Here is a 26,103-nt window from a genome sequence, read left to right as displayed (position 1 = left end):
TGACCTGCTGAAACGCTCTCGCGAGGCCGATTGTCAGTGGGGGGATCTACCTTCGATGTCATGACTCAGCAGGGGGTGCGCTGGACCGCGGACCAGGTGCTGGCACTGGCGCCTGACGACGCGTCACGCAAAGCGGGAAGCAAACTCGGCGCGGCCGGACCGTGGTCCGAGGCGGGCAGTACGGACGAGGGGACGGTGTGGGGGCTGTGCAAGGGCAGCGGCAGCAGGCCGTATCAGACGGTGGTGGACCTCTCGGACCCGGCCGGGCCGGCGTACAGGTGCAGTTGCCCGAGCCGTAAGTTCCCGTGCAAGCACGCGCTCGGGCTGCTGTTGCTGTGGGCGGGCGGCGACGGCGCCGTACCGGCCGGGCAGGCGCCGGAGTGGGCCGGGCAGTGGCTGGCGGGCAGGCGCAGACGGGCGGAGGAGAAGGGGACGGCGGGCGCGGCGGGTCCCGGGTCCGGCTCCGCCGATCCGCAGGCTGCCCGGCGCCGGGCCGAGCGCCGGGCCGAGCGGATCACCGCGGGGGCCACGGAGCTGGAGCAGCGCCTGGCCGACCTGCTGCGCGGCGGCCTGGCCGGGGCCGAGCAGGCGGGGTACGGGCTGTGGGAGGAGACGGCGGCCCGCATGGTCGACGCGCAGGCGCCGGGGCTCGCCGCGCGCGTGAGGGAACTGGGAGCGGTCCCGTCGTCCGGACCCGGATGGCCGGTGCGTCTGCTGGAGGAGTGCGCGCTGCTCCACCTCCTCGACCAGGGCTGGCTGCGCCGTGAACGGCTGCCGGACGGGCTGGCGGCGACGGTCCGGTCCCGGGTCGGCCTGCCCGGCACCGCGGACGGCCCGCCGGTGCGCGACCGCTGGCTCGTCCTCGCCCAGTACGACACGGCGGACGCCAAGCTGGTCACCCGGCGGATCTGGCTGCACGGGGCAGAGACCGGCCGCACGGCCCTGCTGCTCTCCTACGGCGCCGCGGGCCGCGCACCGGAGCAGACGCTGCCGGTGGGGCTGGCGCTGGACGCCGAGGTGTCCGCCTATCCGGGCGCGGGCCAGGTGCGCGGGGCGCTGGGAGAGCGGTTCGCCCCGCCTGCCCCCACGCGGGCCCGCCCGCCGGGGGTGACCACGGCGCTGGCGGCCGCCCGCTACGGCGAGGCCCTGCGGGACGATCCGTGGCTGGAGTCGGTCCCGGTGACCCTCGGCCGGGTGATACCGGTGCCGGACGGCGACGCCTGGCAGCTGGTGGACGCCGACGCCGACTCCGCGCTGCCTCTCACCCCGGCGGCCCGCGCCCGCCCCGGGCTGTGGCGCCTGGTCGCACTGTCGGGCGGCGCCCCGGTCACGGTGTTCGGCGAGTGCGGCCACCGGGGCTTCACCCCGCTGACCGCCTGGCCGGAGGGCGAGGGAGAGGCCGTGACCTTGTGCTGATCACTGGGGTACGCACCGCGACATCGCCCGGGTCGGCCCTGCACCGGCCGCGCGGACCCAGGGGAACCAGCGGACCCAGCGGGACCAGCGGACCCAGGGGGACCGGCGGGACCAGCGGGACCAGCGGACCCAGGGGGACCGGCGGGACCAGCGGGACCGGCGGGACCAGCGGGACCGGCGGGACCAGCGGGACCAGCGGGACCGGCGGGACCAGCGGGACCGGCCCGGGTCGCGGGGATCCGCCTGGCCCCCCGGGAGCGCCGGCCCCCGGGGCCGCCGAGACCCCCACGCCGCCGGAACCCGAAAGAAGGACCCATGACAGCACGCACCCGGCCGCCACCCGCACAGGGCGCGAGACAGCCGCCTGTACGGGCGCGTACGACGTGGAGCCTCACCCGACCGGAGCACATGGACCGGTGCGCACCCCGCGTGGGGCGCACATTGGCAAGCACCAGCGTTCCGCGCACCACACCCGCCACGAACGCTCCGGGCGTGTACCCCACAGGGCCCACCGATCAGCCCTTTCTCACCGAAATCACGCATTTGTTACGCACCACGGGAAACTCGATCAGCGTGACCCTTCAACCACTCCCCGGCACCCGGCCACGGAAAGGAAGCTCATGATCAGGACCTCCGGCCCTGTGGAGGCGCCCGCGTCGGGCGCCTGGGAGGAGTTGGTCACGACGGCCCTGCTCGGTACGGACCGCCGTACGCCCCCGAGCACCCAGGGCCGTGAGTCGTCGGCGACGCCCCGGGAGGCGCCGGTGGCGCTGCTGGACGCGGCGGCCCTGGCGACCGTACGACGGCGGGCGGGGCTGCTCCCCGCCCCGGCGGCCGAGCGCCCCCAGCCCCCGCCCGTGGACCCGCGTCCGCCGCTGCCCGCCGCGGCGGCCCGCAGGCTCGCGATGCTGCTGGCCGACCGGCCGGGCACGGGTGGCGGCCGCCGGGGCACGGCGCCCGACCTCATGGAGCTGCTGCCCCAGTGGCTGGCCGCGGCGAACGCACGCGGGTTCGCCGCGCCCCCGCAGACGCTGCCCGCGCTGCTGGACGCGGCCCGGGGCCGTACGGACCTGCGGCCGGCGGTGCTGGCCTTCGCGGGCCCGCGCGCCCTGTGGCTCGCCCGGCTGAACGTGGACTGGCGCTTCGCCCTGCGCGCGGCTCCCGGAGGCGGTTCGTCGCTGCCGGGCCCGGAGGACACGGAACGGATCGGGCTGCTGTGGGAGGAGGGCCTGTTCGCGGAGCGGGTCGCGCTGCTCGGAGCCGTCCGCGCCCACCGGCCCGCGGTCGCGCGCGAGCTGCTCGCCGGCAGCTGGGCGGCGGAGCGGGCCGAGGACCGGCTGATGTTCCTCGACTCGCTGCGGGCGGGCCTGGGCCCCGACGACGAGCCGTTCCTGGAACAGGCCCTCTCCGACCGCAGCCGCAACGTACGGGCGACGGCGGCGGAACTGCTGTCGGCACTGCCCGGCTCCGCGCTCGCCGCGCGGATGGCGGGCCGGGCCGGGGCCTGCGTGGCCGTCGACCACACGCAGGTGACGCCGACGATCACGGTCGAGGCCCCGCACGAGTGCGACGCGGGGATGGAGCGCGACGGGGTCGTGCCCAAGGCGCCCGCGGGCCGGGGCGAACGGTCGTGGTGGCTGGGGCAACTGGTGGAGGCGGCACCGCTCGGGACGTGGCCGGCGCGGCTGGGCGGACGCACGCCGCGGGAGATCGTGGCTCTGCCGGTGGCGGACGACTGGCGGGACGAGCTGCACGCCGCGTGGTGCCGTGCGACGGTGCGGCAGCGGGACGCGCGGTGGGCGCGGGCGCTCCTCGGGGCCCCCGCGGCACCCGAGGCGGGCGGGCCCGGCGCGGTGTCCCTGGCCGAGCGCGCCAAGCTGCTCGGCACGCTGGACGCCGGAGAACGGGCCGACTGGGTCGCCGGGTTCATCGCGGCGCACGGTCTGTCCGAGGCGTTTCAACTGCTCGGGGTGTGCGCGGTGCCGTGGACCGCACCGCTCGGACGAGCGGTCGTCGACGCGCTCGACATCGCGCGGGATGCGGGGAGTTACCCATGGAGTTTCAGTGGAGTAATGGGACTGGCCGAGCGGTGCCTGGACCCCGCGGAGGCGAGCAGGCTGGACGGACTGCTGGCCGCGCCGGAAGAGGCGGAGGACTCGTCGCCGGGGGCCGGGGGGTACTGGGCGGAGGCGTTCCAGCGCCTGGTGACCACCTTGCGGCTGCGTTCTGTGATGACCGAGGAGCTGGGCCCGCTCCCGACCGACTGAGCCCCGCCACCGGTGGGCTGAACTCCGTCCTCAGGCGGCTGAGCCCCGCCACCGGCGGCGGAGTGAACTCCGCCCTGTGCCGACGAAGCCCCGCCACGGGCCGACCGACCCCCGCACCGGCCGGGGCGAAGCGGGACGCCGGGGCGCCTCGGGTGCCCCCGGACCGCCGACGGCCTCGCCCGCGGACGCCGGACGGGACGACGGCGCCCGCCCGGCCCCGGGAGGACCTACGCCTGGGCGGGCTGACGCACGTTCGCCCGGACCCAGTCCACGATCGACTGGGTGGTCGCGCCGGGCGTGAAGATCTCCGCGACGCCCTTCTCCTTCAGGGGCGCGATGTCCGCCTCGGGGATGATCCCGCCGCCGAACACCACGATGTCCTCGGCGTCACGCTGCCGGAGCAGGTCGATCACGGCGGCGAACAGCGTGTTGTGCGCGCCGGAGAGGATGGACAGGCCGATCGCGTCGGCGTCCTCCTGGATCGCCGTGTCGACGATCTGCTCCGGGGTCTGGTGGAGCCCGGTGTAGATGACCTCCATACCGGCGTCGCGCAGCGCCCGCGCGATCACCTTGGCGCCCCGATCGTGGCCGTCGAGCCCCGGCTTGGCCACCACCACGCGGATCGGACCGGCTGCCACACCCATCACTGCCTCCATGAAGCGACTACATCCATCCGTACCGTCAAGTACCGCACATGTCGAGCGCATCGAACATGCCGGGCATACCGCATGTTCGACGGCTTCCGCCGCTCATCGCACCGGTTGCGCCTCTACGGCACGGGCGCCCCGCACCACATCGTCCGGGGAAGTGAACGAACGTTATCGCCAGCATCCCGCAACCGGCAGTTTCACGGTGCACACCGAGGGGGAAATCACACGGTGGGACACTCCCTCGGGCTCGTGGAGCCGGGGGGACCCCCGCGCCGCGCGGAGCTCCGCGTCCCCGCGGACCACGGGCCGCACTCTTCCGCGGCACGGGGCCCGCAGCGGGCACAAGCTCCACGGGAGCCGCAACGAGGTCGTCGTGCCACCGCGCCGCAGGCCGCGCGCCGCGGCGGTACGACGCATCGGCGAAGGCAGGAAGGGCACACAGGGCAGGTACGGCACGACAGCGGGGAGCCTCGCCGCCACACCGGCGGGCAGCCGCGTCGGACCGGCGGCGTCACCGGCGCCGCACACCGGATCCGCCCCGGGTGGCCCTCGTCTGTCCGGCCGAGCACCCTCGTGGCGGCCTCCCACGAGGACACACGGGGGACGACGCCGTCCTGCCGCGTGTCGACAGGAGGTCGGCCATGAAGGTCACCAGGGTCGCAGATCCCATTGTTCCGCTCTGCCAGCGCCTGCTCCCGATCCGGCTGGCGGGGCTCTCCCTGTCCCTCCTGAAGGCGACCGCCCTGGAGCTGGCGATCCTCGCCGGCCACCTCCTGCTGTATCCCTCGGGCATCATCCAGGAGCGCCGCGGACCGGCCTCCCCGCTCCCCGCGCCCGACGGCGCAGCGCAATTGCCGACGGAGGCCAAGCCCCCGGTGGTCCTGCTGCACGGGTTCATCGACAACCGCTCGGTGTTCGTCCTGCTGCGCCGCAGCCTCGCCCAGCACGGCCGGCAGCGGATCGAGTCCCTCAACTACTCCCCGCTGACCTGCGACATCCGCACCGCGGCCGAACTGCTCGGCCGGCACATCGAGGAGATCTGCGAGCGCACCGGAAGCGGGCAGGTCGACGTCGTCGGGCACAGCCTCGGCGGACTGATCGCGCGGTACTACGTGCAGCGGCTCGACGGTCACCTCCGGGTCCGCACCCTGGTCACCCTGGGCACCCCGCACGCGGGCACCCGGGTGGCACCGCTGGCCAACGCCCATCCGATCGTGCGCCAGATGCGCCCGGGTTCGGAGCTGATCGAGGAGCTGTCCCAGCCCGCGCCCGGCTGCCATACGCACTTCGTGAGCTTCTGGAGCGACCTCGACCACCTGATGGATCCGCTGGACTCGGCCTGCATCGAGCACCCCGACCTGTCGGTGGAGAACGTGCGGGTGAGCGGCATCGGACACCTCGCCATGCCGGTGCACCCGGCCGTCGCGGCCGGCATACGGCAGGCGCTCGACACCGTCCGGCCGCGGGACCGGTCGGCCCGGCGCCGGGGCGGTCTGACCGTGGCGTGAGCGCGGTCCGACCGCGCCGCGGCACGAGTCGACCGTGCCGCGCACACGCGGGCAGTCCGCGGTGAGCACGCCCCGACCGTTCGGAGAACACGATCCGACCGCGGGACGAACCGCGATGCGCCGCCGGCGAAACAAGGCCGGCACCCGACGGCGGGTCGCCTCCGGGGGGCGCAACCCCCGCCCGCGGCGGCCGACTTAAGGCGTCTACCGCCGACCCGACCTCGAACGAAGCCCGAACACAGAGCCAAGCCGTGTCCGCACTCCCCCGAAACACGGGCGATTGCCCGCGTTTCCCGCGTGGGAAACCTGCGGAAGATTGTCGCGCCCGCGTACCGCCGGGTACAGTCGCCGCACTGCTCTGGCAGCCCCTGTTGTCGAGGCGAAAGAGAAGTCGGTGAACGACCGCCATCCGTCGGGGACCATGACCACCCCGGCTCCGGCCTCCGATGCCGCCTCGGCGCCGTACGCGTCGTACGGCGGACCGGACGCCGTCCATGGCGACTTCACCACGTACGGCGACTACGACGCCACCGGTTTCCACACCGGTACGCATCTCGCGCACGGCACGGCAGGCTTCGCGTCCGACCCCCTCTTCGGCGAACTCCCGGACGGCGGCCACTCCACGGGTACGTACGACACGGCCCACTGGACCACGGGCAGCCACCAGGCCCAGTACTACGACGCGTACGCCGCCCAGCACCACGCCGCCCACGACACCGGCGCCTACGAGACCGGTGCTTACGACGCCACCGCCTGGACGGCCGGCCACCAGCCGCTGACCGCCGTGCCGCCGCAGAGCGCCCCCGTCGACGCCCTCTCGGACGCCTCCGGCCAGTGGGACGCGAACACCTGGCTCCAGCCCGGCGCCCCCCGTCCCGACCAGCCCGGCACCGGCACCGCCCTGGACGGGACGGCCCCGGACGGGACGACTCACTGGGACTGGGGCACGCAGACCTTCGACACCGGCGCGTACGACGCCACGCAGTGGAACACCGCCGGTACCCCCGCGGACGCATCCGGGTCCGACGGCTTCGACGAGGTCACCGGCGCACCGGCCACCGCCACCTTCGACCAGGTCGCCTACGACGAACCCTCCGCCGCGGACGACGAGTTGAGCACCACGGGCGCACTGCCGCCGGTGGGCCCGCTCCTCGACGACCAGGAAGAGGCCGCTCCGGCTCCGCGCTCGGCCACCCGCGCCGCCGGCCGTTCCCGGCGCCGCACGCCGGCCAAGCGCTCCGCGCTGCTGACCGTGGCCGTGCCCTCGGCCTGTGTGATGGGCGTCGCCGGGATCGCCGCCGCCTCCGTCGGCGGACTGACCGACGACAGCACGGAGACCACCGCCTCCGCGTCCGAGGCGCACGCCGTGCAGCCGGCCACCGCCAACAACAAGCTGGACACCCAGTTGCAGAGCCTGTCCGCCGGCGCGGACGACTTCGCCGACCGGGCCAGCCGCACGCAGGAACGCATCGACCTCAAGGCGCAGCAGGTGGCCGAGGCGAAGAAGGCGGCGGAGGAGGCGGCCCGCAAGGAGCGGCTGCGCCCCAAGTTCGTGCTCCCGGTTCTGCAGAAAGGGCTCAGCGCCTATTTCGGTCAGGCGGGCGTGAACTGGATGTCCGTGCACACCGGCATCGACTTCCCCGTCTCCTACGGGACCACGGTGATGGCGGCGACCGACGGCACGGTCCGCACCCAGTGGAACAGCGCCTACGGCAACATGCTGATCCTGACCGCGAAGGACGGCACGGAGACGTGGTACTGCCACCTCTCCAGCTACCGCGTCCCCTCCGGCACGGTGGTGAAGGCCGGCACGCCGATCGCGTACTCGGGCAACTCCGGCAACTCCACCGGCCCGCACCTGCACTTCGAGGTGCGGCCGGGCGGCGGTGCGGCGGTCGACCCACTGCCGTGGCTGCGCAGCCATGGCCTCGACCCCACCTGATCAGGCGGGCAGGCAGCACCACCTCACCCCACCAGGCGGCCACGCAGCACCACCTCACCTGACCAGGCAAGCAGGCACCCCACCCGATCCGACAAATCGGCACCCACCCGATCGGGCGCGGGCACGACCCGGCCCGACCAGGCGCGGGTCCTGCTCTCAGAGCTTCTCCACCGGCGCGTACCGCAGCAGCAGCCGCTTCGGCTTGGCGTCGCCGAAGTCGATCGTCGCCTCGGCGTTCCCGCCCGTGCCCTTGACCGCGACGACGGTGCCGAGCCCGAACTGGTCGTGCGTGACCCGGTCGCCGACCGCGAGCGAGACCACCGGCTTCTCGGAGGTCCGGCGGGTGGCGAAGCCGGACGCGCCGGACGCCGACGAGCGCGAGCGGGAGGACGACAGGGAGGCGGCCAGGCCCGAGGCCGGACCGGAGGACACCGGTGCCGCGGCACCCGTCCGCTTCCAGTCCACGTGCATGGCCGGAATCTCCTCGAGGAACCGGGAGGGCGGGTTGTACGAGGGCTGGCCCCAGGCGCTGCGCATCGCCGAGCGGGTCAGGTAGAGCCGCTCCCGGGCGCGGGTGATGCCGACGTACGCCAGGCGCCGCTCCTCCTCCAGTTCCTTGGTCTGGCCGAGGGAGCGCATGTGCGGGAAGACGCCGTCCTCCATGCCGGTCAGGAACACCACCGGGAACTCCAGGCCCTTGGCGGTGTGCAGGGTCATCAGCGTGATGACGCCGTCGCCGTCCTCCTCGTCGGGGATCTGGTCGGAGTCGGCGACCAGGGCGACCCGCTCCAGGAAGTCGGACAGCGTGCCCGACTCACCCTCGCCGCGCTCCTGCTCGAACTCCAGTGCCACGGCGGCGAGTTCCTGGAGGTTCTCGATGCGGGTCTCGTCCTGCGGGTCGGTGGAGGCCTGCAACTCGGCCAGGTAGCCGGTGCGTTCGAGGACGGCCTCCAGGACGGTCGCCGGTCCCGCGCCGGACTCGGCGATCGTCCGCAGCTCCTCCATCAGCGTGTTGAACCGCTTGACGGCGTTGGTGGAGCGCGCGGCCATGCCGTACGCCTCGTCGACACGGCGCAGCGCCTGCGGGAAGCTGATCTTCTCGCGCTGGGAGAGGGCGTCGATCATCGCCTCGGCGCGGTCGCCGATGCCGCGCTTGGGCACGTTGAGGATGCGGCGCAGCGGCACCGAGTCCTCGGGGTTGGCCAGGACGCGCAGGTAGGCGAGGACGTCCCGGACCTCCTTGCGCTCGTAGAAGCGGACACCGCCGACGACCTTGTAGGGCAGGCCGACGCGGATGAAGACCTCTTCGAAGACCCGGGACTGGGCGTTGGTGCGGTAGAAGACGGCGACGTCGCCGGCCTTCGCGTCGCCCGCGTCCGTCAGCCGGTCTATCTCCTCGGCGACGAACTGCGCCTCGTCGTGCTCGGTGTCGGCGACGTACCCGGTGATGCGGGCGCCGGAGCCGGCGTTGGTCCACAGGTTCTTCGGGCGCCGCGACTCGTTGCGCTCGATGACCGCGTTGGCGGCGCTCAGGATGGTCTGGGTGGAGCGGTAGTTCTGCTCCAGCAGGATCGTGGTGGCGTTCGGGTAGTCCTCCTCGAACTGGAGGATGTTGCGGATGGTCGCCCCGCGGAAGGCGTAGATCGACTGGTCGGCGTCACCGACCACGCACAGCTCGGCCGGCGGCAGGTCGTCCTGGCCCGGCGGGACGTCCACGGGGTGCTCGGAGGTGCCGACGAGCTCCCGCACGAGGGCGTACTGGGCGTGGTTGGTGTCCTGGTACTCGTCGACGAGGACGTGCCGGAAGCGGCGGCGGTAGTGCTCGGCGACGTCGGGGAAGGCGCGGAGCAGGTTGACCGTCGTCATGATCAGGTCGTCGAAGTCGAGGGCGTTGGCCTCGCGCAGCCGCGACTGGTAGAGGGCGTAGGCCTGGGCGAGGGTCTTCTCGAAGCCGTCGGTGGCCTGGGCGGCGAAGTCCTCCTCGTCGATCAGCTCGTTCTTGAGGTTGCTGATCTTGGCACTGAAGGACTTCGGCGGGTAGTGCTTGGGGTCGAGGTCCAGATCGCGGCAGACCAGGGCCATCAGGCGCTTGGAGTCGGCGGCGTCGTAGATCGAGAAGGAGGAGGTGAAGCCCAGCTTCTTGCTCTCGCGGCGCAGGATGCGGACGCAGGCGCTGTGGAAGGTCATGACCCACATCGCGTTCGCGCGCGGGCCGACGAGCTGCTCGACGCGCTCCTTCATCTCGCCGGCGGCCTTGTTGGTGAAGGTGATCGCGAGGATCTGGCCGGGGTGGACGCCCCGCTCGCCGAGGAGGTGGGCGATGCGGTGGGTGAGCACGCGGGTCTTGCCGGAGCCGGCGCCGGCCACGATGAGCAGGGGGGTGCCGGAGTGGACGACCGCCGCGCGCTGGTTCTCGTTCAGCCCCTCCAGGAGGGCGGCCGGGTCCACCGCCGGGCGCGGCGCGCCGTCGCGGTAGTGGGCGTCCCGGTCCGGAGGCAGGTCGAACTTCCCGCCGAACAGATCGTCCGGAACCGGTTCCGGAGCGTGATCGTCCTCGGGCGGGGGCGGGGGCCCCTCCTCGTGGCCGCGGGGGGCCTGGAGGTCCGCCAGGAAGCTGTCGTCAAAGAGGCTGCTCATCGCTCTACGAGTCTAGGGCGCCCCACCGACAACCCGGGGCCGCCCGCGGAACATCACACGATCCCGGCACCCGGCGGCGCGCCCCACGCGAGGGGCAGACCCGGGGCAGGTCTCGCAGGCTGGCCCCGGGGCGGCGGGGACGGCTCCCTCACGCTGCGGAGCAGCCCCGTCACGTCCACCGCACAAGTGATGCGAGGTCACGAAAATGTATCGGGCATATCGCGCATCAACCTTCACAGGAGCCACACGAGTTGGCTAGCGTGCCGTCAGGCCGCACGACCTCACCGGCGAACGACGCCGGGCCGCGCGGCCTCCGCCGAGTCCGGTCCCGCCGCCAGGCGATCCGGAGCCGGGGACCCACACCGACCTTGGGGTGAATCGGTCCGTGCCTCCCAGCGGGCGCGGACCGTAGGGCAACCCTTCCGAACCACCCGCCCGAACCCGACAGCTAACCCGGTAGGCGGACGATGGAAGGAGTCGCCTCCCTTGGCGTCGCACCGCAAGTCCCGCCCCGTCGGTCCGGGCGTAGCAGGCATACGCACGCCGGCCCTGGCCACGGCCGCCCTCACCTCCGTGGCCCTGCTCTCCCAGACGGCCGAGGCCGCCCCCGCGCCGGACGGCAGACCGAGCATCGAAGAGGTCGAGAAGAAGGTCGACGACCTGTACCGCCAGGCGGAGTCGGCCACGGAGAAGTACAACGACGCCAAGGAGAAGACCGGCAAGCAGCGCACGCGGGTGGCCTCGCTCCTCGACGACGTCGCCAAGCGCACGGACCGGCTCAACAAGGCGCGCGAGGAGCTGGGCTCGTTCGCCGCGGCCCAGTACCGCACCGGTGCCGCCGCCTCCGGCACCGCCACCTTCCTGCTCGCGGACACTCCGCAGGACTACTTCGACCAGTCGCATCTGATGGGACGGCTCACCGACCGGCAGAAGGGCATGGTCGACGACTACGTCACCCAGCAGTCCGCGACCATGGAGAAGCGGCGGGAGGCGACCCGGAGCCTGGAGACGCTGACCGAGTCGCAGCGCGACATCAGGACGGCCAAGGCCACCGTCCAGAAGAAGCTCGCCGACGCCCGCGAACTGCTGTCGAAGCTGAACGCCGAGGAGAAGGCGCGGCTGGCGGCGATCGAGCGGCAGAAGCAGGAGGAGGCCGCGCGCAAGGCGGCGGAGCTGGCGAAGAAGCAGGCGGCGGAGCAGGCCGCGGCCCGGCAGCAGGCCGCCGCCTCGGGCTCCGGCACGTCGGACTCCACCGGCTCCACCGGTTCCACCGGCTCCACGGACACCTCGGGCTCCTCGACGTCCGGCACGTCGTACGCCACCAAGGCCGACAAGGCGCTCGCCTTCGCCCGCGCCCAGATCGGCAAGCCGTACGTGTGGGGCGCGACGGGCCCCGACTCCTACGACTGCTCGGGCCTCACCCAGGCCGCCTGGAAGGCCGCCGGCGTCACCCTGCCGCGCACCACCTACGACCAGGTGAACGCGGGGACGACGGTGTCGCTCTCCCAGGCGCAGCCCGGTGACCTGGTCTTCTTCTACGACGACATCAGCCACGTCGGTGTGTACATCGGCAACGGCATGATGATCCACGCTCCGAAGCCCGGCGCGTACGTGCGCGAGGAGTCGATCTACTACGACGGCGAGTCCGCGATCCACAGCGTGGTGCGGCCCGCCTGAGGCCCCACGGCCCTGGAGGCGGGGCCGGGCGGCGCGCACACCGTGCCGCCCCCGCCCCGCCCCGCACCGTTCGCGCCCCGTCCCGCCCCGCACCCTTTCGCGTGCGCCCGCGCGCGTGCCCCGCGTGTGCGCGCGCGAAGATCCTTAGCATCGGGCCATGCCCCGCACCTCCTCCTTCGGCGCCTGGTGGGTGCACCGTCCGTCGACGGCCGGGTCCGCCGTCATGGCGACCGGCATCCTGTCGGTCGGCCTGCACACGACGGGCTACGAGGCGCTGTCCTGGATCACGCTGGTCCTGGCGTGTGCCGCCTGGCTGGGGCTGGCGGCCGGCTTCGTGCTGCGTCTGGTGCGCGAGCGGTCGGAGTGGCTCACGGAGGCGGGGACGCCGGGCGCGCTCACTGCCGTGGCCGCCACGGCCGTGCTGGGGACCCGCTTCTCTGAGCTCGGCGTGCGGATCCTGGCCGAGGCGCTGCTCGCGCTGTCCGTCGTGCTGTGGCCGGGGCTGCTGCTGCGGGTGCTGCGCAAGGCCGGGCGCCGGATGCCCGGGTCGGTGTTCCTGGGCTGCGTGGCCACCGAGGGGCTGGCCGTGCTGGGCGCGACCGTGGCCGGGGCGGAGACGTCGGCGTGGCTGGCGCACGCCTCGCTGGTGCTGTTCTGGCTCGGGCTGGCGCTGTACGTGTTCGCGGTCGCCCGGTTCGACCCGGTGCAGGTGATCGAGGGGGCCGGGGACCAGTGGATCGCGAGTGGCGCGGCGGCGATCTCGGCGCTGGCCGGGACGCGGCTGATGACCGCCGCCGGGTCGGGGATGTACCTGTGGGACAAGGACGACAGCGGCGTCCTGCGCACCGTCACCGTCACACTGCTGGTGCTCGACCTGTTCTGGTACGGCGTCCTGCTCGCCGCCGAACTGGCCTGGCCGCGCCTGCGCTACGACGTGCGCCGCTGGGCGACCGTGTTCCCCCTCGGCATGACGGCGGCGGCGACGCTGTCCGTCGCCGCCGTGGTCGGCGTGCCCTCGCTGGAGATCCCCGGGGAGCTGCTGCTGTGGGTCGCGGTGGCGGCGTGGCTGGCCGTCGGGACGGGTTCCGTCAGGGCCGCACGGGCCGAACTGCGGGCCGCGCGCTGCCCGGCGCGCCCGTGAGGGCGCGGGGAAGGCGACCGCTCGGATCCGAAAGAAGGGCGGCTACCGCTCAGGTCCACAGCACCGCGATGAAGATGTTGACGGTGGTCAGCAGACCGACCAGGCCGAACAGGTTCTTGTCCACCTTCTCCTCGTCCCGCTTCACGTAGACCAGGCCGAGGATCACGATCAGCAGCGCCAGCTTCACACCGATCTTGATGTTGTCGACGTGGTGGCCTTCGGCCTGGTGGAGGCCGACCAGGACGGCGCCGGTGACCAGCATGGTCAGCGCGCCGTGCAGCATTCCGGGCACGAACCGGGCGGTGCCCCGGCCCATCGCCTTCACCTGGGTGAGGAATCCGCCGAGCAGCGCGGCGATGCCGACGATGTGGAGGCCGACGAAGAAATGGATGAGTACGTCCATGAGGCCGGAGCCTAGCCAGCGGCCCTGTCACCCCCGCGCACCGGGGGAGGGCACCCGTGGGAGACCTTGGGGGCCGGGGGTGCGCGGGCGCTCCCGGGCCGCCCGGCGCCATGTGCGGCCCGCCCCGTAGCACCCCGCCCGCACCGTCCGCCCACGAACCGCGGCAATCGGTCATCGCTCCGTGTGAAGGCGGCGGCCCCGGGGCGGGCCGGCGGTCACATGCGGTCACCCGGCGATCCGCTCGCACCACTTCCGTACATTCCGTCACCGACCCATTACGGAGAGGTTTACCGTCCTCCTCCAGGTGACCGGCTCCCCACCGCCGCCCGGGCCTGGGGCGGCAGCCGGGCACCTTCGCCGAGAAGGTCCGGCGGCGGCCTGCTCCCCCCGTGTGAGCCGCCGCCGGACGCGACTCGGTCCGGCGGTCGGACGAAGGGACGTGACGGTCCAGGTGGCAGCGCACCGCAAGTCCCGACAGCGCTCACTCGGCGGCGGCCCGGCCCGCACCGTCCGTACGGCCGTGACGATCGCGCTGGCGGGCGTGGCGACCACGACGGGCTTCGAGGGGACCGGCCACGCCGCCCCGCAGCTGACGCCGGAGCAGGTCAGGGCCAAGGTCGAGCAGCTGTACCAGCAGGCCGAGGTGGCCACCGAGAAGTACAACGGCGCCAAGGAGAAGGCGGACGCCGCCGAGAAGCGGATCAGGACGCTGGGCGACGAGGCCGCCCGCAGGCAGCAGGACCTGAACGCGGCGCGCGACGCGCTCGGTTCGGTCGCCGCGGCGCAGTACCGGGACGGCGGCTTCGACCCCGCACTGCGCCTGATGCTCTCCGACGATCCCGAGCGGTACCTCGACGGCGCCGAGTTCACCGAGCGGGCGGGCGTCCGGCAGACGGCGGCCGTGAACAGGGTGCGCCGCCGACTGCGGGAGATCGAGCAACTGCGCGGGGCCGCGCACGTCCAGCTCACCTCGCTCCGGTCGCGGCAGACGGAGCTCAGACGGCAGAAGAGGACGGTCAGCGGCAAGCTGGCCGAGGCCCGGCGCCTGCTCACCCGGCTGTCCCCGGAGCAGCGAGCCGCACTCGGCGAGGGCGGGTACGGGGGCACGGAACGGACCTCGCGCGCCGCGACCGGAGGGCGGGGCGCGCCGGCCGCCCCCGGAGCGGTCGCGGCTCCCAACTCCCGCGCGGCGGCGGCCGTGGCCTACGCCCGGCAGAAGCTCGGCAGCCCCTATGTGTGGGGCGCGACCGGACCCGACTCCTTCGACTGCTCGGGCCTGGTCCAGGCGGCTTACCGCTCGGCGGGGATCTCCCTCCCCCGCACCACCTACGCCCAGATCGGCGCGGGCCGCCGGGTGTCGCGGTCCGCGCTGCTCCCCGGGGACCTGGTGTTCTTCTACTCCGGCATCAGCCACGTCGGCCTCTACATCGGCGACGGCCTGATGATCCATGCCCCGAACCCCTCGGCCCCGGTCCGGGTGGCCCCGATCGACCAGATGCCGTTCGCGGGGGCGACCCGGGTGGTGTGACAGTCCGGGCCGGCCGCCGGGAACCAGCCGGGCTCACACCAGGCGGCGCGCCGTAGCCCAGCGGGTCAGCTCGTGCCGGTTGGAGAGCTGGAGCTTGCGCAGGACCGCCGAGACGTGGGACTCCACCGTCTTCACCGAGATGAAGAGCTGCTTGGCGATCTCCTTGTAGGCGTAGCCCCGGGCGATGAGGCGGAGCACCTCGCGTTCGCGCTGGGTGAGGCGGTCGAGGTCCTCGTCGACCGGCGGCGCGTCGGTGGAGGCGAAGGCGTCCAGGACGAAGCCGGCCAGCCGCGGGGAGAAGACGGCGTCGCCCTCCTGCACGCGGAAGATCGAGTCGACGAGGTCGGCGCCGGTGATCGTCTTGGTCACGTAGCCCCGCGCGCCGCCGCGGATCACGCCGATCACGTCCTCCGCCGCGTCCGAGACGGACAGCGCGAGGAAGCGGACGGGCCGCTCGGCGTCGGCGGTCAACGCGGCGCAGCGGCGCAGCACTTCGACCCCGCCGCCGCCGGGCAGGTGGACGTCCAGGAGGACCACCTCGGGCCGGGTCGCGGTGATCACCGTGACCGCCTGGTCCACGTCCGCGGCCTCGCCGACGACCTCCACGCCGGTCTCCTCGGTCCGGCCGATCTCGGCCTGGACCCCCGTACGGAACATGCGGTGGTCGTCGACGAGGACCACGCGCACGCGCCGCCCGCCCGCACCGCCGTCCGTCTCCCCCGCTCCCGCCGTACCGTTCGCCTCGGTCGGGTCGCTCATCACGTGTTCTCCGCCCTCTCCATCTCCAGCTCGACCTCCGTGCCGCCGTCCGGCACCGCGCGCAGCCGCGCCGTGCCCCCGTGGCGCTCCATGCGGCCGATGATCGATTCTCTGACGCCCATGCGGTCGGCGGGTATCGCGTCGAGGTCGAACCCCGGTCCGCGGTCCCGGACGGACACGAACACCGTCCTGCCCTCGACCTCGGCGTAGACCTGTACGGCACCCCCCTCGCCACCGTACTTGGCGGCGTTCACCATGGCTTCCCGCGCGGCCTGCATCTGCGCGCCGGTGCGCTCGTCCAGCGGGCAGTCGCCGACCACGACCACCTCGATGGGCACGCCGTGCTTGTCCTCGACCTCGGCGGCGTTGCGCTTGACCGCGTCGGCGAGGGTGTCCGGTTCGTCGGCCTCGTCCTTGCCGGTGCCCTCGGGCCGGTAGAGCCAGGCGCGCAGGTCGCGCTCCTGGGCGCGGGCGAGGCGGCGCACCTCGTTCGCGTTCTCCGCGTTGCGCTGGATCAGGGTGAGGGTGTGCAGCACGGAGTCGTGGACGTGGGCGGCGACCTCGGCGCGCTCCTGGGCGCGGATGCGCATCAGGCGTTCCTCGGACAGGTCCTGGGTCATGCGCACCAGATACGGGCCGGCGAGCAGGGTGACGCCGACGAGGACCGCCAGCGCCGCCTGGAGCAGCGAGCCGAGGTGGGCGGTGGAGCCCTGGAGGACGAAGATGCCGGAGACGCCGGCCGTGACCAGCAGGACGCCGCCGCCGGCGCGCAGCAGCGTGAGCGTACGACGGCGGCGGCCGACCTCGACCCAGCGGGCCCGGCGGGCGTTGTCCGCCTGGCGCCAGACGAGCGCGACGCCCGCGCCGACCAGGACGGCGGGCAGGAGGTAGGCCTTGGCGCCGCTGCCGAGGTCGACGCTGCCGACGAAGACCATGGCCACGACGACCATGAGGAGCAGTGCGACGATCTGGCCCTTGTCCGGCTTGCGGGCGACGAGTCTGCGGCGGCCGTCCGGCGAGGTCTCCGTGGCGACGAGGGACGGGGGCCGCCGGCCGCCCACGCCGCCCACCCCGCCGACACCGAGCGGGACGAAGAACCAGAAGGCCGCGTACAGCAGGGCGCCGAGGCCGTCGGCCAGGAACAGCCCCACGAAGACGAGCCGCACCCAGACCACCGGCAGCCCGAGGTGCCCGGCGAGGCCCCGCGCGACACCGCCGAGCCAGCGTCCGTCGCTGCTGCGGTAGAGCTTGCGCGGCGGCCTCGGGTCGTCGAGGGGCAGGGCTGCGGCTTCCGGCATGTCACCGATGGTCACACGCGCGCGGGAGCGGAGCATCAGGGTCGGCCCCGGATACTCCCCTGATCTCCCTCCCCGATCTTCCGCCCCGCGGCCGTCCCCCCGGGCGGCCGGTCCCGGATCAGGGGCGAATTCAGGGTTCGACCAGGGTCGTACCGGCTGCCGCGGCGGCGGCACGCCCGTCACCATGGACCCATGACGAACCACCAGCACGCCGCGCCGGGTCCGGGGCCCGGCGCCGGGCCCGCGGACGCCGTGCCCGGCGGGGGCGCGGCGGCCGGGCGGGCGGGGGCCGGGGAGGATGCGGCGGGCCCCCGGTCCCCCGCGCGGTTCCGGCGGGACCGGCGGCACAAGCTGATCGCCGGGGTGTGCGCGGGGCTCGGGCGGCAGTGCGACATGGACCCGGTGATCTTCCGGATCACCCTGGCCGTGCTCGCCGCGACCGGCGGCATCGGCCTGCTCTTCTACGGCTTCGCCTGGCTCTTCGTCCCCTCCGACGACGAGGACGAGAACGAGGTCCGCAAGCTCCTCACCGGCCGGGTCGACGGCCCGGCGCTCGCGGCCGTGCTGTTCGCGCTGGTCGGCTGCGGGGTGTTCCTGTCGATGCTGAGCAACGGCAGCGTGCTGACCTTCGCCGTCGTGCTCTCCCTGCTCCTCGCGGGCGCCGGCTACTGGTCGCGGTACCGCGGCGCCCCCGACCCCGACCCCCTGGCCGCGCAGGCCGTCGCCGACGCCCCGCCCGAGGCGCAGGCGCCGCCGGTGCCCGCCGCCCACCCCTCCTGGTGGCGCGACCCGATCGTCAAGGACGGCACCCACGTGGGCGGTACGGGCTATCTGTGGGGCCCGGCGGACACGCGGGACCGGGACGTGGCGGCCGCCGCCGACCTCGGCCGCGGCGCCGGAGACGGCCGGACGGCCGGCGCGCCGCGCCCCGTGCCGAGCCGGCCGCGCGGCCCGCGCGGGATCGGCGGCTGGGTCTTCCTGCTCGCCCTTCTCGCCGGGGGCCTCGGCACGGGCCTGGCCTGGGACGACCACGCGCTCGGCGCCAGTCTCCAGGCCGGTCTGTCCGGTGCGCTCGTGGTGCTCGGACTGGGCATCGCGGTGAGCGCCTTCCTCGGCCGCACCGGCGCCGGTTCGGTCCTGCTGGCGATCGTCACGGCGGCCCTGCTCGCCGCGTCGGCGGTGCTCCCGCAGGACATCGGCACACGGTGGGCGCACCGGACCTGGCAGCCCGCCGCGACGACGGACGTACGGCAGAGCTACGACCTCGGCACCGGCGAGGGCACCCTCGACCTCACCCGCCTGCACCCGGGCAGGGACCGGACGGTGAGCACGCGGGCACGGGTGGGCCTGGGACGGCTGCGCGTGATCGTCCCGGAGGGCGTGACCGTCAGGGCGACCATCGAGGTGGGCCTCGGCGACGTCCAGCTGCCGGGCGACCGCCCCCAGGACGTGGACGTCGCGCCGAACAAGCGCCAGCGGGTGATCCTGCCGCCGGCGGCCGGCGCGAGCCGTGCCGGAACACTCGACCTCGACCTGCGGGTCGGCCTGGGACAGGCGGAGGTGAGCCGTGCTGCGTCATGAGTTTCAGCCCGGGAAGCTGGTCGCCGGCCTCTTCGTCACCGCGGCGGGCGTCGCCTACGCCGGGGACGCGGCGGACGCCTGGCGGGTCCCGTGGTTCGCGGCGCTCCCCCTCGTGGTGGGCGGCCTGTGTCTGGCGGGCGCGGTGGCGGTCCTGAACCGGGGCCTGCGCGGGCGCGGGGCGCCCCGCACGGAGGGGGCGGGGTGACGGGTCGACGGACGGACCGGGCGGGCGGTCTGACGACCCCCGGCTCCGGACCGGCCCCCGGTCCTCGGTCCCCGGAGGCCTACCAGTCGCCCGCCCGCCGTCGGCGCCGGGCGCGCAGTGCGGCGTCCAGGGAGTACATCGGCGTGCCGGCCAGGACCAGGGGCAGCCAGGCCATCAGGTACGCGAGGTCGTTGCCGTAGTAGTAGGGGCTGGTCGCCCAGCTGACCGTGAGCCACAGGCTCAGGGATATCAGCGCGCCGCCCAGCGCGGCCAGCCGGCCCAGCAGCCCGACCAGGATGCCGAGGCCGACGGCCAGTTCGCCGAAGGCGATGGCGTAGCCGAAGCCGACGGGGTTCCTGAGGGCCAGGTCGACCAGGGCCGGGACGGCGGAGGAGTCGCGGACCGCGCGCATCGTGTCCCCGATCGACCCCGAGCCGCCGCTCTTCATGAAGGCGCTGTCGGTGAGCTTGTCGAGCCCGGCGTAGACGAAGGTGACGCCCAGGAAGATCCGGAGCGGCAGCAGGGCGTACCGGGCGGCGGCCTCCGGCCGGCTCTCGCCCCGGTGGTCCGCCGGGAAGGTGTGGGAGTCCGTGGGAACGCCGTAGGTCATCGCTGTCAGCCGCCTCTCACCGCCGAGCGGAGTGCCCTCACCAGACCATACGGACGGCAGGCGCGACCGGCTCACCTCCGCGGGACCCTTTTTCCGGCGAACGCGGCGTTCGTCGCCGTCTGTACCGCCCGCCGGACGGGCGCGCGTCAGTCCAGCACGTCGATCGCGTACCGGTTGGTCTCGACGCCCGCGGCCGTCACCACCTGCACCTCCACCCGGCCCGGCTCCACGTCCGCCGGCACCGGCACGGTCAGCACCGTGTCCGTGGGGTTGCTGAAGCCGCCCGCCACCGGGACCAGGGGGGCGTGGACGTTCACCGCGCCGATGCGGACGACCATCCGCGACAGGCGGTCGGCGCCCTGCGCGCCCGGCGGGACGAACCCGGTCCCGCGGATCTCGATGTCGTCCCCGGTGCGGATCGGCCCGTCCAGGTCGCCGGCCTCCCGGGCGCGCACCACCGACAGGATCACCGCCCGGCCGCCCTCGGCGTACTTGCCCGCCAGATAGGTCGCCGCCGACACCAGCACCAGCACCGCCAGCCCCCAGGGCAGGTCGGGGAGTTGGTCGGGCCGCCGGGCCAGCCGTACCGCGGCGAAGGCCACCGCCACCGCGCCGATCACGACGTACTGGATGTCGGCGAAGGTGCCCCGGCCCGCGTCGTCGGTCAGCAGGTCCGCCGCCCGGGGCCGGTCCGCGCGCACCTTCTGCAGCCGCTGCCCCTGCACCCGCAGTCCGACCACCCGGCGCACCAGCACCGCGATGCCGCACGCCACGGCGAGCACGGTCACCACACCGGCCCCTCGGGCCAGTTCCAGACCGGAGATCAGCGCGTCGCGCTCGGCGTGGTCCGAGGCCGCCGCCAGCCGGCCCACCAGCACCAGGACCGCGTACACGACGAACAGCACCCACACCGCGGCCACCACCCGCGAGGTGGAGAGCCGGTTGTCCTCGCCGACGACCGGAGCCAGCACCCCGCCGCGCGCCCGGTGGAACCACGAGGCGGCGGTCAGCGCCCCGCCCACCAGGACCGCGGCCAGCAGCCCCGCCGTCCGGGCCGCTGTCCAGCCGGCGCCGATCGCGGTGAGCGCCTGGGCCAGGAACAGCAGCACGACCGCCGCCCACACCGCGCCCGCGGTACGGCGCCACAGCCGCGCGAGCCAGGCCTCGCCCTCGGCGCGGCCGCGTGCGGCGACGAGTTCCGCGGACTGCGTCAGTTCCTCCGAGACCCACTGCCGGGAGGCCGACACCGAGTGGGCCACCGCCGCGGGCAGCCCCTGCCCGGCGGCGAACTCCTCCCGCTTGAGCAGGAACGCGGCGACCGCGCGCCGATGTCCCGCCCGTGCCCCGTGCGGGCAGTCCCCGCAGGCGCAGCCGCCCTCGTGGGCCGCCCCCGCGCCGTCTCTCGCTTCCTGGACCGCCACGCGCGACGCCCGCCTTCCCCAACGCACCCGGAACAACACCCCTACGCCGAAAGCGAATTGTGCCCTACACCACCGGCCCCCACGGCCGCCAGGTCCCCTGGGCGCGGGTGAAGCTCGGACCGTCGGGTTGACCGGGCTGCGAGAATTCCCATATGGCCGAGATCATCCAGCGTGACGGGACCTGGGCCTTCGACGGCAGCACGGTCCGGATCACGCCGGGACTGCACCGCTCCGTGCCGCTGTTCCGGCAGACGTACGGCGAGGTCGCGGTGCCGCTGGAGGCCGTGGCCGACGTGGTCCACGAGCCGGAACGCAGGCGCTGCCGGCTGCGCCTGCGGCTGCGGGAGGGCGCCGATCCGCTGCTCCGGGCGACCGGGGGGCGGCTGCCGGACGCGGCCGACCCGTACCGGCTGCTGGTGGACCTCGACCGGGCCGGAGCCGCCGAGTACGTCGCGGAGGAGATCCGCCGGGCCCTGCTCCTGGACCAGATCCCCAAGGGCCCCGCCCGGACCTATCTGCTGCCCGGGCCGCCGGTGCCGGTCTCGGTCCGCTCCTCCGACGGCACCGTCTCCTTCGACGGCGTCCAGGTCCGCATCGACTGGGCCGACACCTCCGACCGGGTCAAGCGCGCCACCGGGCCCCGGATCATCGCGGTCGACGACGTCGTGCAGGTGGAGTGGCTGCCCGGCTCCGGCTACGAGGACGGGTTCCTGCGCTTCGTGACCCGCGAGACCGCGTTCTCCAAACTGCCGCCCGAGAAGGACCCCTACGCCCTCGACCTGTGGGGCAACGCCCGCCGGAACCTGCTCACGGCCCTGGTCGCCACTGCGGTCACCGCCCGGCTGCCGCACCCGTCGGCCCGTACCGGAAGCGCGGCCGCGGATCCGGTCGAGCGCGCCGGTGCCGGGGCGCCGCGCGCCGCCCACCACGACGTGCTGCTGCGCCGTCTGCGCGAGCTGGGCGAACTGCACCGGGACGGGGTGCTCACGGACGAGGAGTTCGCCCGGACCAAGGCGGTCGTGCTGCGCGGCTTCTGACCTCCTCCGGCCGCGTCCGCGCCTCCCCGGCGGGACCCGCCCCCCCATCCGCACCCGCACTCCCCGCTCCGTACCGGCGCCTCCTCAGCTGAGCAGGTCCGGCTCGCTGCGGCTGATCTCCTGCCAGAGCGGCTGGTAGTTGATCCACGCCACCAGGTCACCGCCGAGCTGCTCCCGCGTCGCCGCCGCCAGTTTGTGGTCGATCAGGACCGGCCGGCCCGCCGCCCGCGCGGTGAGCTGCACCTGGCAGGAGCGCTCCATGGACAGGAACCACCAGGCGGCCGCGTCCACCGAGTGCCCGACCGTCAGAAGTCCGTGGTTGCGCAGCACCAGCGCCTTGCCGGAGCCCAGCGCGGCCGCGATCCGGCGGCCCTCCTCGGTGTCGACGGCGACCCCGGAGTAGGAGTCGTAGAGGGCGTGGTCCTCGTAGAAGGCGCAGCTCTCCTGGGTGATCGGCTCCAGCAGGTCGCCGAGCGCCGCCAGGGCCCGGCCGTGCACGGAGTGGCAGTGGGCGACCGCGACGACGTCCGGGCGGGCCGCGTGCACCTGGGCGTGCACCGTGAACGCCGCCTGGTTGACGTGGTAGCGGCCTTCGATCACCTGCCCGTCCTGGTTGGCGAGCACGAGGTCGCTCACGGTGACGTGCCGGAAGGACATCCCGAACGGATTGACCCAGAAGCAGTCGGTGAACTCGGGGTCGCGTGCGGTGATGTGCCCGGATACACCGTCCTCGAGTCCGGACCGCCCGAAGATCCGCAGCGCGCCCGCGAGCCGTTCCTTGCGGTGGCGGCGTTCGTCCTCGACCGACTCGTGCTTCGGCGGCATCGCGAACCGCAGCCGGTCGGTGGGCAGGGGCGGGGGCGGCGTGGGGCCGTGCATGGGTCCTCCGGCGCTGGATCGACGTACGGGCCGGAACGTACCCCCGGTCGCGCCAGGATGACAGCGCCCGTTTGTAAAGATGCCGCGCATCCGGGAGGGTCCGGCCGCGATACCCGACAGAGGTTGTCCGGTTTCGGCGCCACACTCGCCGTATGGCAACGAACTGGGCGGCCTTCGCCGCCGCCGAACCCGGACTGGCCGCGACCGTGGAGGAGCGCTTCGGCGCGTTCACGCACCACGTCCTCGCCACCCTGCGCAAGGACGGCTCCCCCCGCACCTGCGGTCTCGAGGTTCGCTTCCTCGACGGCGAGCTGTGGTTCGGCATGATGCCGGGCTCGATGAAGGCGCTCGATCTGCGCCGGGACGCGCGGTTCGCCCTGCAGGCCAATCCGGGGCCGGGCACCGGGATGGGCGGCGGCGACGTGCGCGTCGGCGGGCGGGCGGTCGAGGCGACGGACCCGCAGACGAAGGGCGCATACGTGAAGGAGGTGGAACCGCCGGAGCCGTTCCACCTCTTCCGCACCGAGCTGACCGAGGTCGTGCGAACCCATGTCGAGGACGACACGTACCTGGTCACCGAGGTCTGGCGGCCCGGAGCGCCGGTGCGCACGCTCAGGCGCAGGTGAGCCGGGGGCTCACTCCCACTCGATGGTGCCCGGCGGCTTGCTCGTCACATCGAGGACGACCCGGTTGACGTCCCGGACCTCGTTGGTGATCCGGGTCGAGATCCTCGCCAGCACGTCATACGGAAGGCGCGACCAGTCCGCGGTCATCGCGTCCTCGGAGGAGACGGGCCGCAGCACGATCGGGTGGCCGTAGGTGCGGCCGTCGCCCTGGACGCCGACGCTGCGCACGTCCGCGAGCAGGACCACCGGGCACTGCCAGATGTCCCGGTCGAGGCCGGCCGCCGTCAGCTCCTCGCGGGCGATGGCGTCGGCCTCGCGCAGCAGGTCCAGGCGCTCCTTGGTGACCTCGCCGACGATGCGGATGCCGAGGCCGGGGCCGGGGAACGGCTGGCGCTGGACGATCTCCTCCGGCAGGCCGAGCTCCTGGCCGACCATGCGGACCTCGTCCTTGAAGAGCTTGCGCAGCGGCTCGATCAGCTGGAACTCGAGGTCCTCGGGGAGACCGCCCACGTTGTGGTGGGACTTGATGTTCGCCGTGCCGGTGCCGCCGCCGGACTCGACGACGTCCGGGTAGAGCGTGCCCTGGACCAAGAACTCGACCGCGGGACCCTGGTCCGCGATGATCTCGGCCTGCGCCTGCTCGAAGACCCGGATGAACTCGCGGCCGATGATCTTCCGCTTCTCCTCGGGGTCGGAGACCCCCTTGAGGGCGGTGAGGAAGCGCTCCTCGGCGTCGACGACCTTCAGCTGCACGCCGGTGGCCGCGACGAAGTCCTTCTCGACCTGCTCGGTCTCGCCCTTGCGCATCAGGCCGTGGTCGACGTAGACGCAGGTCAGCTGGGAGCCGATGGCCTTCTGCACCAGGGCGGCCGCGACGGCGGAGTCCACGCCGCCGGACAGGCCGCAGATCGCCCGCCGGTCGCCGACCTGCTCGCGGATGGCGGCGACCTGCTCCTCGATCACGTTGCCCGTGGTCCAGGACGGGGTCAGGCCCGCCCCGCGGTAGAGGAAGTGCTCCAGCACCTGCTGGCCGTGCGTGGAGTGCATGACCTCGGGGTGGTACTGGACGCCGTAGAGCTTCTTCTCGTCGTTCTCGAACGCGGCGACCGGGACGACGTCCGTGGAGGCCGTGACGGTGAAACCCTCGGGGGCGGCGGAGCAGGCGTCGCCGTGCGACATCCACACGTGCTGCTCGGCCGGGGTGCCCTCGAAGAGGGTGGAGGACGTCCGCGAGACGTGCAGGTCGGTACGGCCGTACTCGCGGGCGCCGGTGTTGTCGACGGTGCCGCCGAGGACCTGCGCCATCAGCTGGAAGCCGTAGCACATGCCGAAGACGGGGACGCCGGCCTCGAAGAGCGCGCGGTCGAGGCGGGGGGCGCCCTCCTCGTACACGGACGAGGGGCCGCCGGAGAGGATGATCGCCGCGGGGTTCCTGGCGAGCATCTCCGCGACCGGCATGGTGCTCGGCACGATCTCGCTGTAGACCCGCGCCTCGCGGACGCGACGGGCGATGAGCTGGGCGTACTGGGCGCCGAAGTCGACGACCAGGACGGTGTCGGTGGCGGCGGCAGCGGGGGTCGCTGATGACACGGGGTGCCTTCCGGCGGGTCGGGCGGGGGTCTTGTGCGGCCGAGTCTACCGGGGTGGCCGTGGGTGACCTCGCCGTCGTCGCGGGGGCTGCCACCCACGGGCCCCCGGCCCACACCAACCCAGCACCCGACCCGCTCGGGCATGAAGGCACCGGGGCGCCGTGACATACTGGCCGCATGTTCGCGCAGACGACCTTCTTCTTTACCTATGGCGACCGGCCCGCCGGCTGCCATGGTCGTGCTGCTTGAGCGAATTGCCGAGCGACTTACCAGGCGCCCCGGGCCGACAAGGCCCGGGGCGCCTGTCGTTCTCCGGGTCCTGCCGTACCGGGGCACCGTGTCCGAACCGACGAGGAGCCCCCGAGATGTCCGTCACCCCCGCAGAGAAGACCGGCGCCCGCACCGACGAGGCCACCGACGTGATCAACGGCGCGCGCGAGCGCATCGACACGCTCGACGACCGGATCATCGGGCTGATCCAGGAACGGATCGCCGTGTCCGCCGTGATCCAGGAGGCCCGCATCACCTCCGGAGGGCGGCGCGTGAGCCTCTCCCGCGAGATGGAGATCCTCGAGCACTACAGGGAGGCCCTGGGCAGGCCGGGGACCTCCCTCGGCATGACCCTGCTCGAACTGTGCCGGGGTCGCATCTGAGTTCGGGCCCGCCCTCACCCGTACGGCGCGTGACCGTCCCGGGCGGTGGGTCGTTGGTCCCGGTGTCCGTGCCAGCCAGGGGCGGGCCCGAAAGAACCACGCGTGGCTCTCCGGAGCGATGAGACGTGCGGATCGCGCCGTGCGTCGTGGGACCTCGCTCCGGGGAAGTGGCCGGACGGCAGGGGACAGCAGCCCGGTCACCCAACTGACGGCCGGCCCCGGGGACGCCCGGGGCCGGCCGGCGGAAAACAGAAGAATGCACGAGGCTGGGTCAAA

21 protein-coding genes and 1 riboswitch are annotated in these 26,103 nt (G+C 73.7%); of the genes, 12 read left to right on the top strand and 9 right to left on the bottom strand.

The window, feature by feature from the left end; all coding sequences use genetic code 11:
* Positions 1-60: 60 nt before the first annotated feature.
* Positions 61-1,416, top strand: coding sequence for an SWIM zinc finger family protein (locus tag ACF1A5_RS01670; protein WP_392190797.1), 1,356 nt, complete (start codon positions 61-63; stop codon positions 1,414-1,416).
* 620 nt (positions 1,417-2,036) lie between these two features.
* Entirely contained in the window at positions 2,037-3,683 is a 1,647-nt protein-coding gene (locus ACF1A5_RS01665; RefSeq protein WP_392190796.1) for a DUF5691 domain-containing protein, read from the top strand.
* 227 nt (positions 3,684-3,910) lie between these two features.
* Here the strand turns inward: ACF1A5_RS01665 and ACF1A5_RS01660 are convergent, their stop codons facing one another.
* Positions 3,911-4,327, bottom strand: a complete 417-nt coding sequence (locus ACF1A5_RS01660; RefSeq protein ID WP_392190795.1) for a cobalamin B12-binding domain-containing protein — start codon at positions 4,325-4,327, stop codon at positions 3,911-3,913.
* 647 nt (positions 4,328-4,974) lie between these two features.
* On the opposite strand from ACF1A5_RS01660, the gene ACF1A5_RS01655 reads away from it, so the two are divergent.
* Positions 4,975-5,841 carry a lipase family alpha/beta hydrolase gene (locus ACF1A5_RS01655; protein ID WP_392190794.1) on the top strand — a complete coding sequence of 289 codons (867 nt, stop codon included), beginning with the start codon at positions 4,975-4,977 and terminating at the stop codon, positions 5,839-5,841.
* Between the two features lie 394 nt (positions 5,842-6,235).
* Entirely contained in the window at positions 6,236-7,783 is a 1,548-nt protein-coding gene (locus ACF1A5_RS01650; protein WP_392190793.1) for a peptidoglycan DD-metalloendopeptidase family protein, read from the top strand.
* Between the two features lie 156 nt (positions 7,784-7,939).
* On the opposite strand, the gene pcrA is transcribed toward ACF1A5_RS01650, so the two are convergent.
* On the bottom strand, positions 7,940-10,420 hold the full coding sequence (gene pcrA / locus ACF1A5_RS01645) for a DNA helicase PcrA (RefSeq protein WP_392190792.1): 2,481 nt from the start codon (positions 10,418-10,420) through the stop codon (positions 7,940-7,942).
* A 319-nt stretch (positions 10,421-10,739) separates the two neighbouring features.
* Positions 10,740-10,899, top strand: a riboswitch (cyclic di-AMP (ydaO/yuaA leader).
* 7 nt (positions 10,900-10,906) lie between these two features.
* Here pcrA and ACF1A5_RS01640 point away from each other — a divergent pair.
* Together ACF1A5_RS01640 and ACF1A5_RS01635 are read left to right on the top strand one after the other, a co-directional pair.
* Complete coding sequence (locus tag ACF1A5_RS01640) at positions 10,907-12,097, top strand: NlpC/P60 family protein (protein ID WP_392190791.1); 1,191 nt, start codon at positions 10,907-10,909, stop codon at positions 12,095-12,097.
* 157 nt (positions 12,098-12,254) lie between these two features.
* Positions 12,255-13,238, top strand: coding sequence for a tellurite resistance/C4-dicarboxylate transporter family protein (locus ACF1A5_RS01635; RefSeq protein ID WP_392190790.1), 984 nt, complete (start codon positions 12,255-12,257; stop codon positions 13,236-13,238).
* Between the two features lie 49 nt (positions 13,239-13,287).
* Here ACF1A5_RS01635 and ACF1A5_RS01630 read toward each other — a convergent pair whose 3' ends face one another.
* Positions 13,288-13,641 carry a hypothetical protein gene (locus tag ACF1A5_RS01630; protein WP_392190789.1) on the bottom strand — a complete coding sequence of 118 codons (354 nt, stop codon included), beginning with the start codon at positions 13,639-13,641 and terminating at the stop codon, positions 13,288-13,290.
* A gap of 451 nt (positions 13,642-14,092) precedes the next feature.
* On the opposite strand from ACF1A5_RS01630, the gene ACF1A5_RS01625 reads away from it, so the two are divergent.
* A complete protein-coding gene (locus ACF1A5_RS01625; RefSeq protein WP_392191191.1) occupies positions 14,093-15,169 on the top strand; it encodes an NlpC/P60 family protein in 1,077 nt (358 codons plus the stop codon).
* 33 nt (positions 15,170-15,202) lie between these two features.
* Here ACF1A5_RS01625 and ACF1A5_RS01620 read toward each other — a convergent pair whose 3' ends face one another.
* Together ACF1A5_RS01620 and ACF1A5_RS01615 are read right to left on the bottom strand one after the other, a co-directional pair.
* Positions 15,203-15,928 (bottom strand): LuxR C-terminal-related transcriptional regulator, encoded by a 726-nt coding sequence (locus ACF1A5_RS01620; protein WP_392190788.1) that lies wholly within the window; start codon positions 15,926-15,928, stop codon positions 15,203-15,205.
* Positions 15,928-17,226 carry a PspC domain-containing protein gene (locus tag ACF1A5_RS01615; protein WP_392190787.1) on the bottom strand — a complete coding sequence of 433 codons (1,299 nt, stop codon included), beginning with the start codon at positions 17,224-17,226 and terminating at the stop codon, positions 15,928-15,930. Before ACF1A5_RS01615 ends, ACF1A5_RS01620 begins: the two co-directional genes overlap by 1 nt.
* A 192-nt stretch (positions 17,227-17,418) precedes the next feature.
* On the opposite strand from ACF1A5_RS01615, the gene ACF1A5_RS01610 reads away from it, so the two are divergent.
* The gene (locus ACF1A5_RS01610) at positions 17,419-18,807 is read left to right on the top strand and encodes a PspC domain-containing protein (protein ID WP_392190786.1); all 1,389 of its coding nucleotides are present in this window, start codon (positions 17,419-17,421) and stop codon (positions 18,805-18,807) included.
* A complete protein-coding gene (locus ACF1A5_RS01605; protein WP_392190785.1) occupies positions 18,794-19,012 on the top strand; it encodes a hypothetical protein in 219 nt (72 codons plus the stop codon). The genes ACF1A5_RS01610 and ACF1A5_RS01605 overlap by 14 nt, the downstream gene beginning before the upstream one ends.
* A gap of 79 nt (positions 19,013-19,091) precedes the next feature.
* On the opposite strand, the gene ACF1A5_RS01600 is transcribed toward ACF1A5_RS01605, so the two are convergent.
* Positions 19,092-19,622 (bottom strand): DoxX family protein, encoded by a 531-nt coding sequence (locus tag ACF1A5_RS01600; RefSeq protein ID WP_392190784.1) that lies wholly within the window; start codon positions 19,620-19,622, stop codon positions 19,092-19,094.
* 146 nt (positions 19,623-19,768) lie between these two features.
* Entirely contained in the window at positions 19,769-21,043 is a 1,275-nt protein-coding gene (locus ACF1A5_RS01595) for a hypothetical protein (RefSeq protein ID WP_392190783.1), read from the bottom strand.
* Between the two features lie 152 nt (positions 21,044-21,195).
* Between ACF1A5_RS01595 and ACF1A5_RS01590 the strand changes: the two genes are divergently transcribed.
* Positions 21,196-22,080 (top strand): DUF4429 domain-containing protein, encoded by an 885-nt coding sequence (locus tag ACF1A5_RS01590; protein WP_392190782.1) that lies wholly within the window; start codon positions 21,196-21,198, stop codon positions 22,078-22,080.
* Between the two features lie 84 nt (positions 22,081-22,164).
* Here ACF1A5_RS01590 and ACF1A5_RS01585 read toward each other — a convergent pair whose 3' ends face one another.
* Complete coding sequence (locus ACF1A5_RS01585) at positions 22,165-22,959, bottom strand: class II aldolase/adducin family protein (protein ID WP_392190781.1); 795 nt, start codon at positions 22,957-22,959, stop codon at positions 22,165-22,167.
* A gap of 152 nt (positions 22,960-23,111) precedes the next feature.
* On the opposite strand from ACF1A5_RS01585, the gene ACF1A5_RS01580 reads away from it, so the two are divergent.
* Positions 23,112-23,585, top strand: a complete 474-nt coding sequence (locus tag ACF1A5_RS01580) for a pyridoxamine 5'-phosphate oxidase family protein (protein ID WP_392190780.1) — start codon at positions 23,112-23,114, stop codon at positions 23,583-23,585.
* A gap of 9 nt (positions 23,586-23,594) precedes the next feature.
* Here ACF1A5_RS01580 and guaA read toward each other — a convergent pair whose 3' ends face one another.
* Positions 23,595-25,175 carry a glutamine-hydrolyzing GMP synthase gene (guaA, locus tag ACF1A5_RS01575; RefSeq protein ID WP_392190779.1) on the bottom strand — a complete coding sequence of 527 codons (1,581 nt, stop codon included), beginning with the start codon at positions 25,173-25,175 and terminating at the stop codon, positions 23,595-23,597.
* 364 nt (positions 25,176-25,539) lie between these two features.
* On the opposite strand from guaA, the gene ACF1A5_RS01570 reads away from it, so the two are divergent.
* Positions 25,540-25,827, top strand: a complete 288-nt coding sequence (locus ACF1A5_RS01570) for a chorismate mutase (RefSeq protein ID WP_392190778.1) — start codon at positions 25,540-25,542, stop codon at positions 25,825-25,827.
* Positions 25,828-26,103 lie beyond the last annotated feature (276 nt).

It is taken from the genome of Streptomyces sp. NPDC014864 (assembly GCF_043081525.1).
Lineage (GTDB): Bacteria > Actinomycetota > Actinomycetes > Streptomycetales > Streptomycetaceae > Streptomyces.
Note: the sequence above shows the minus strand (reverse complement) of the source record. Positions and strands in the feature narration are given on the sequence as shown.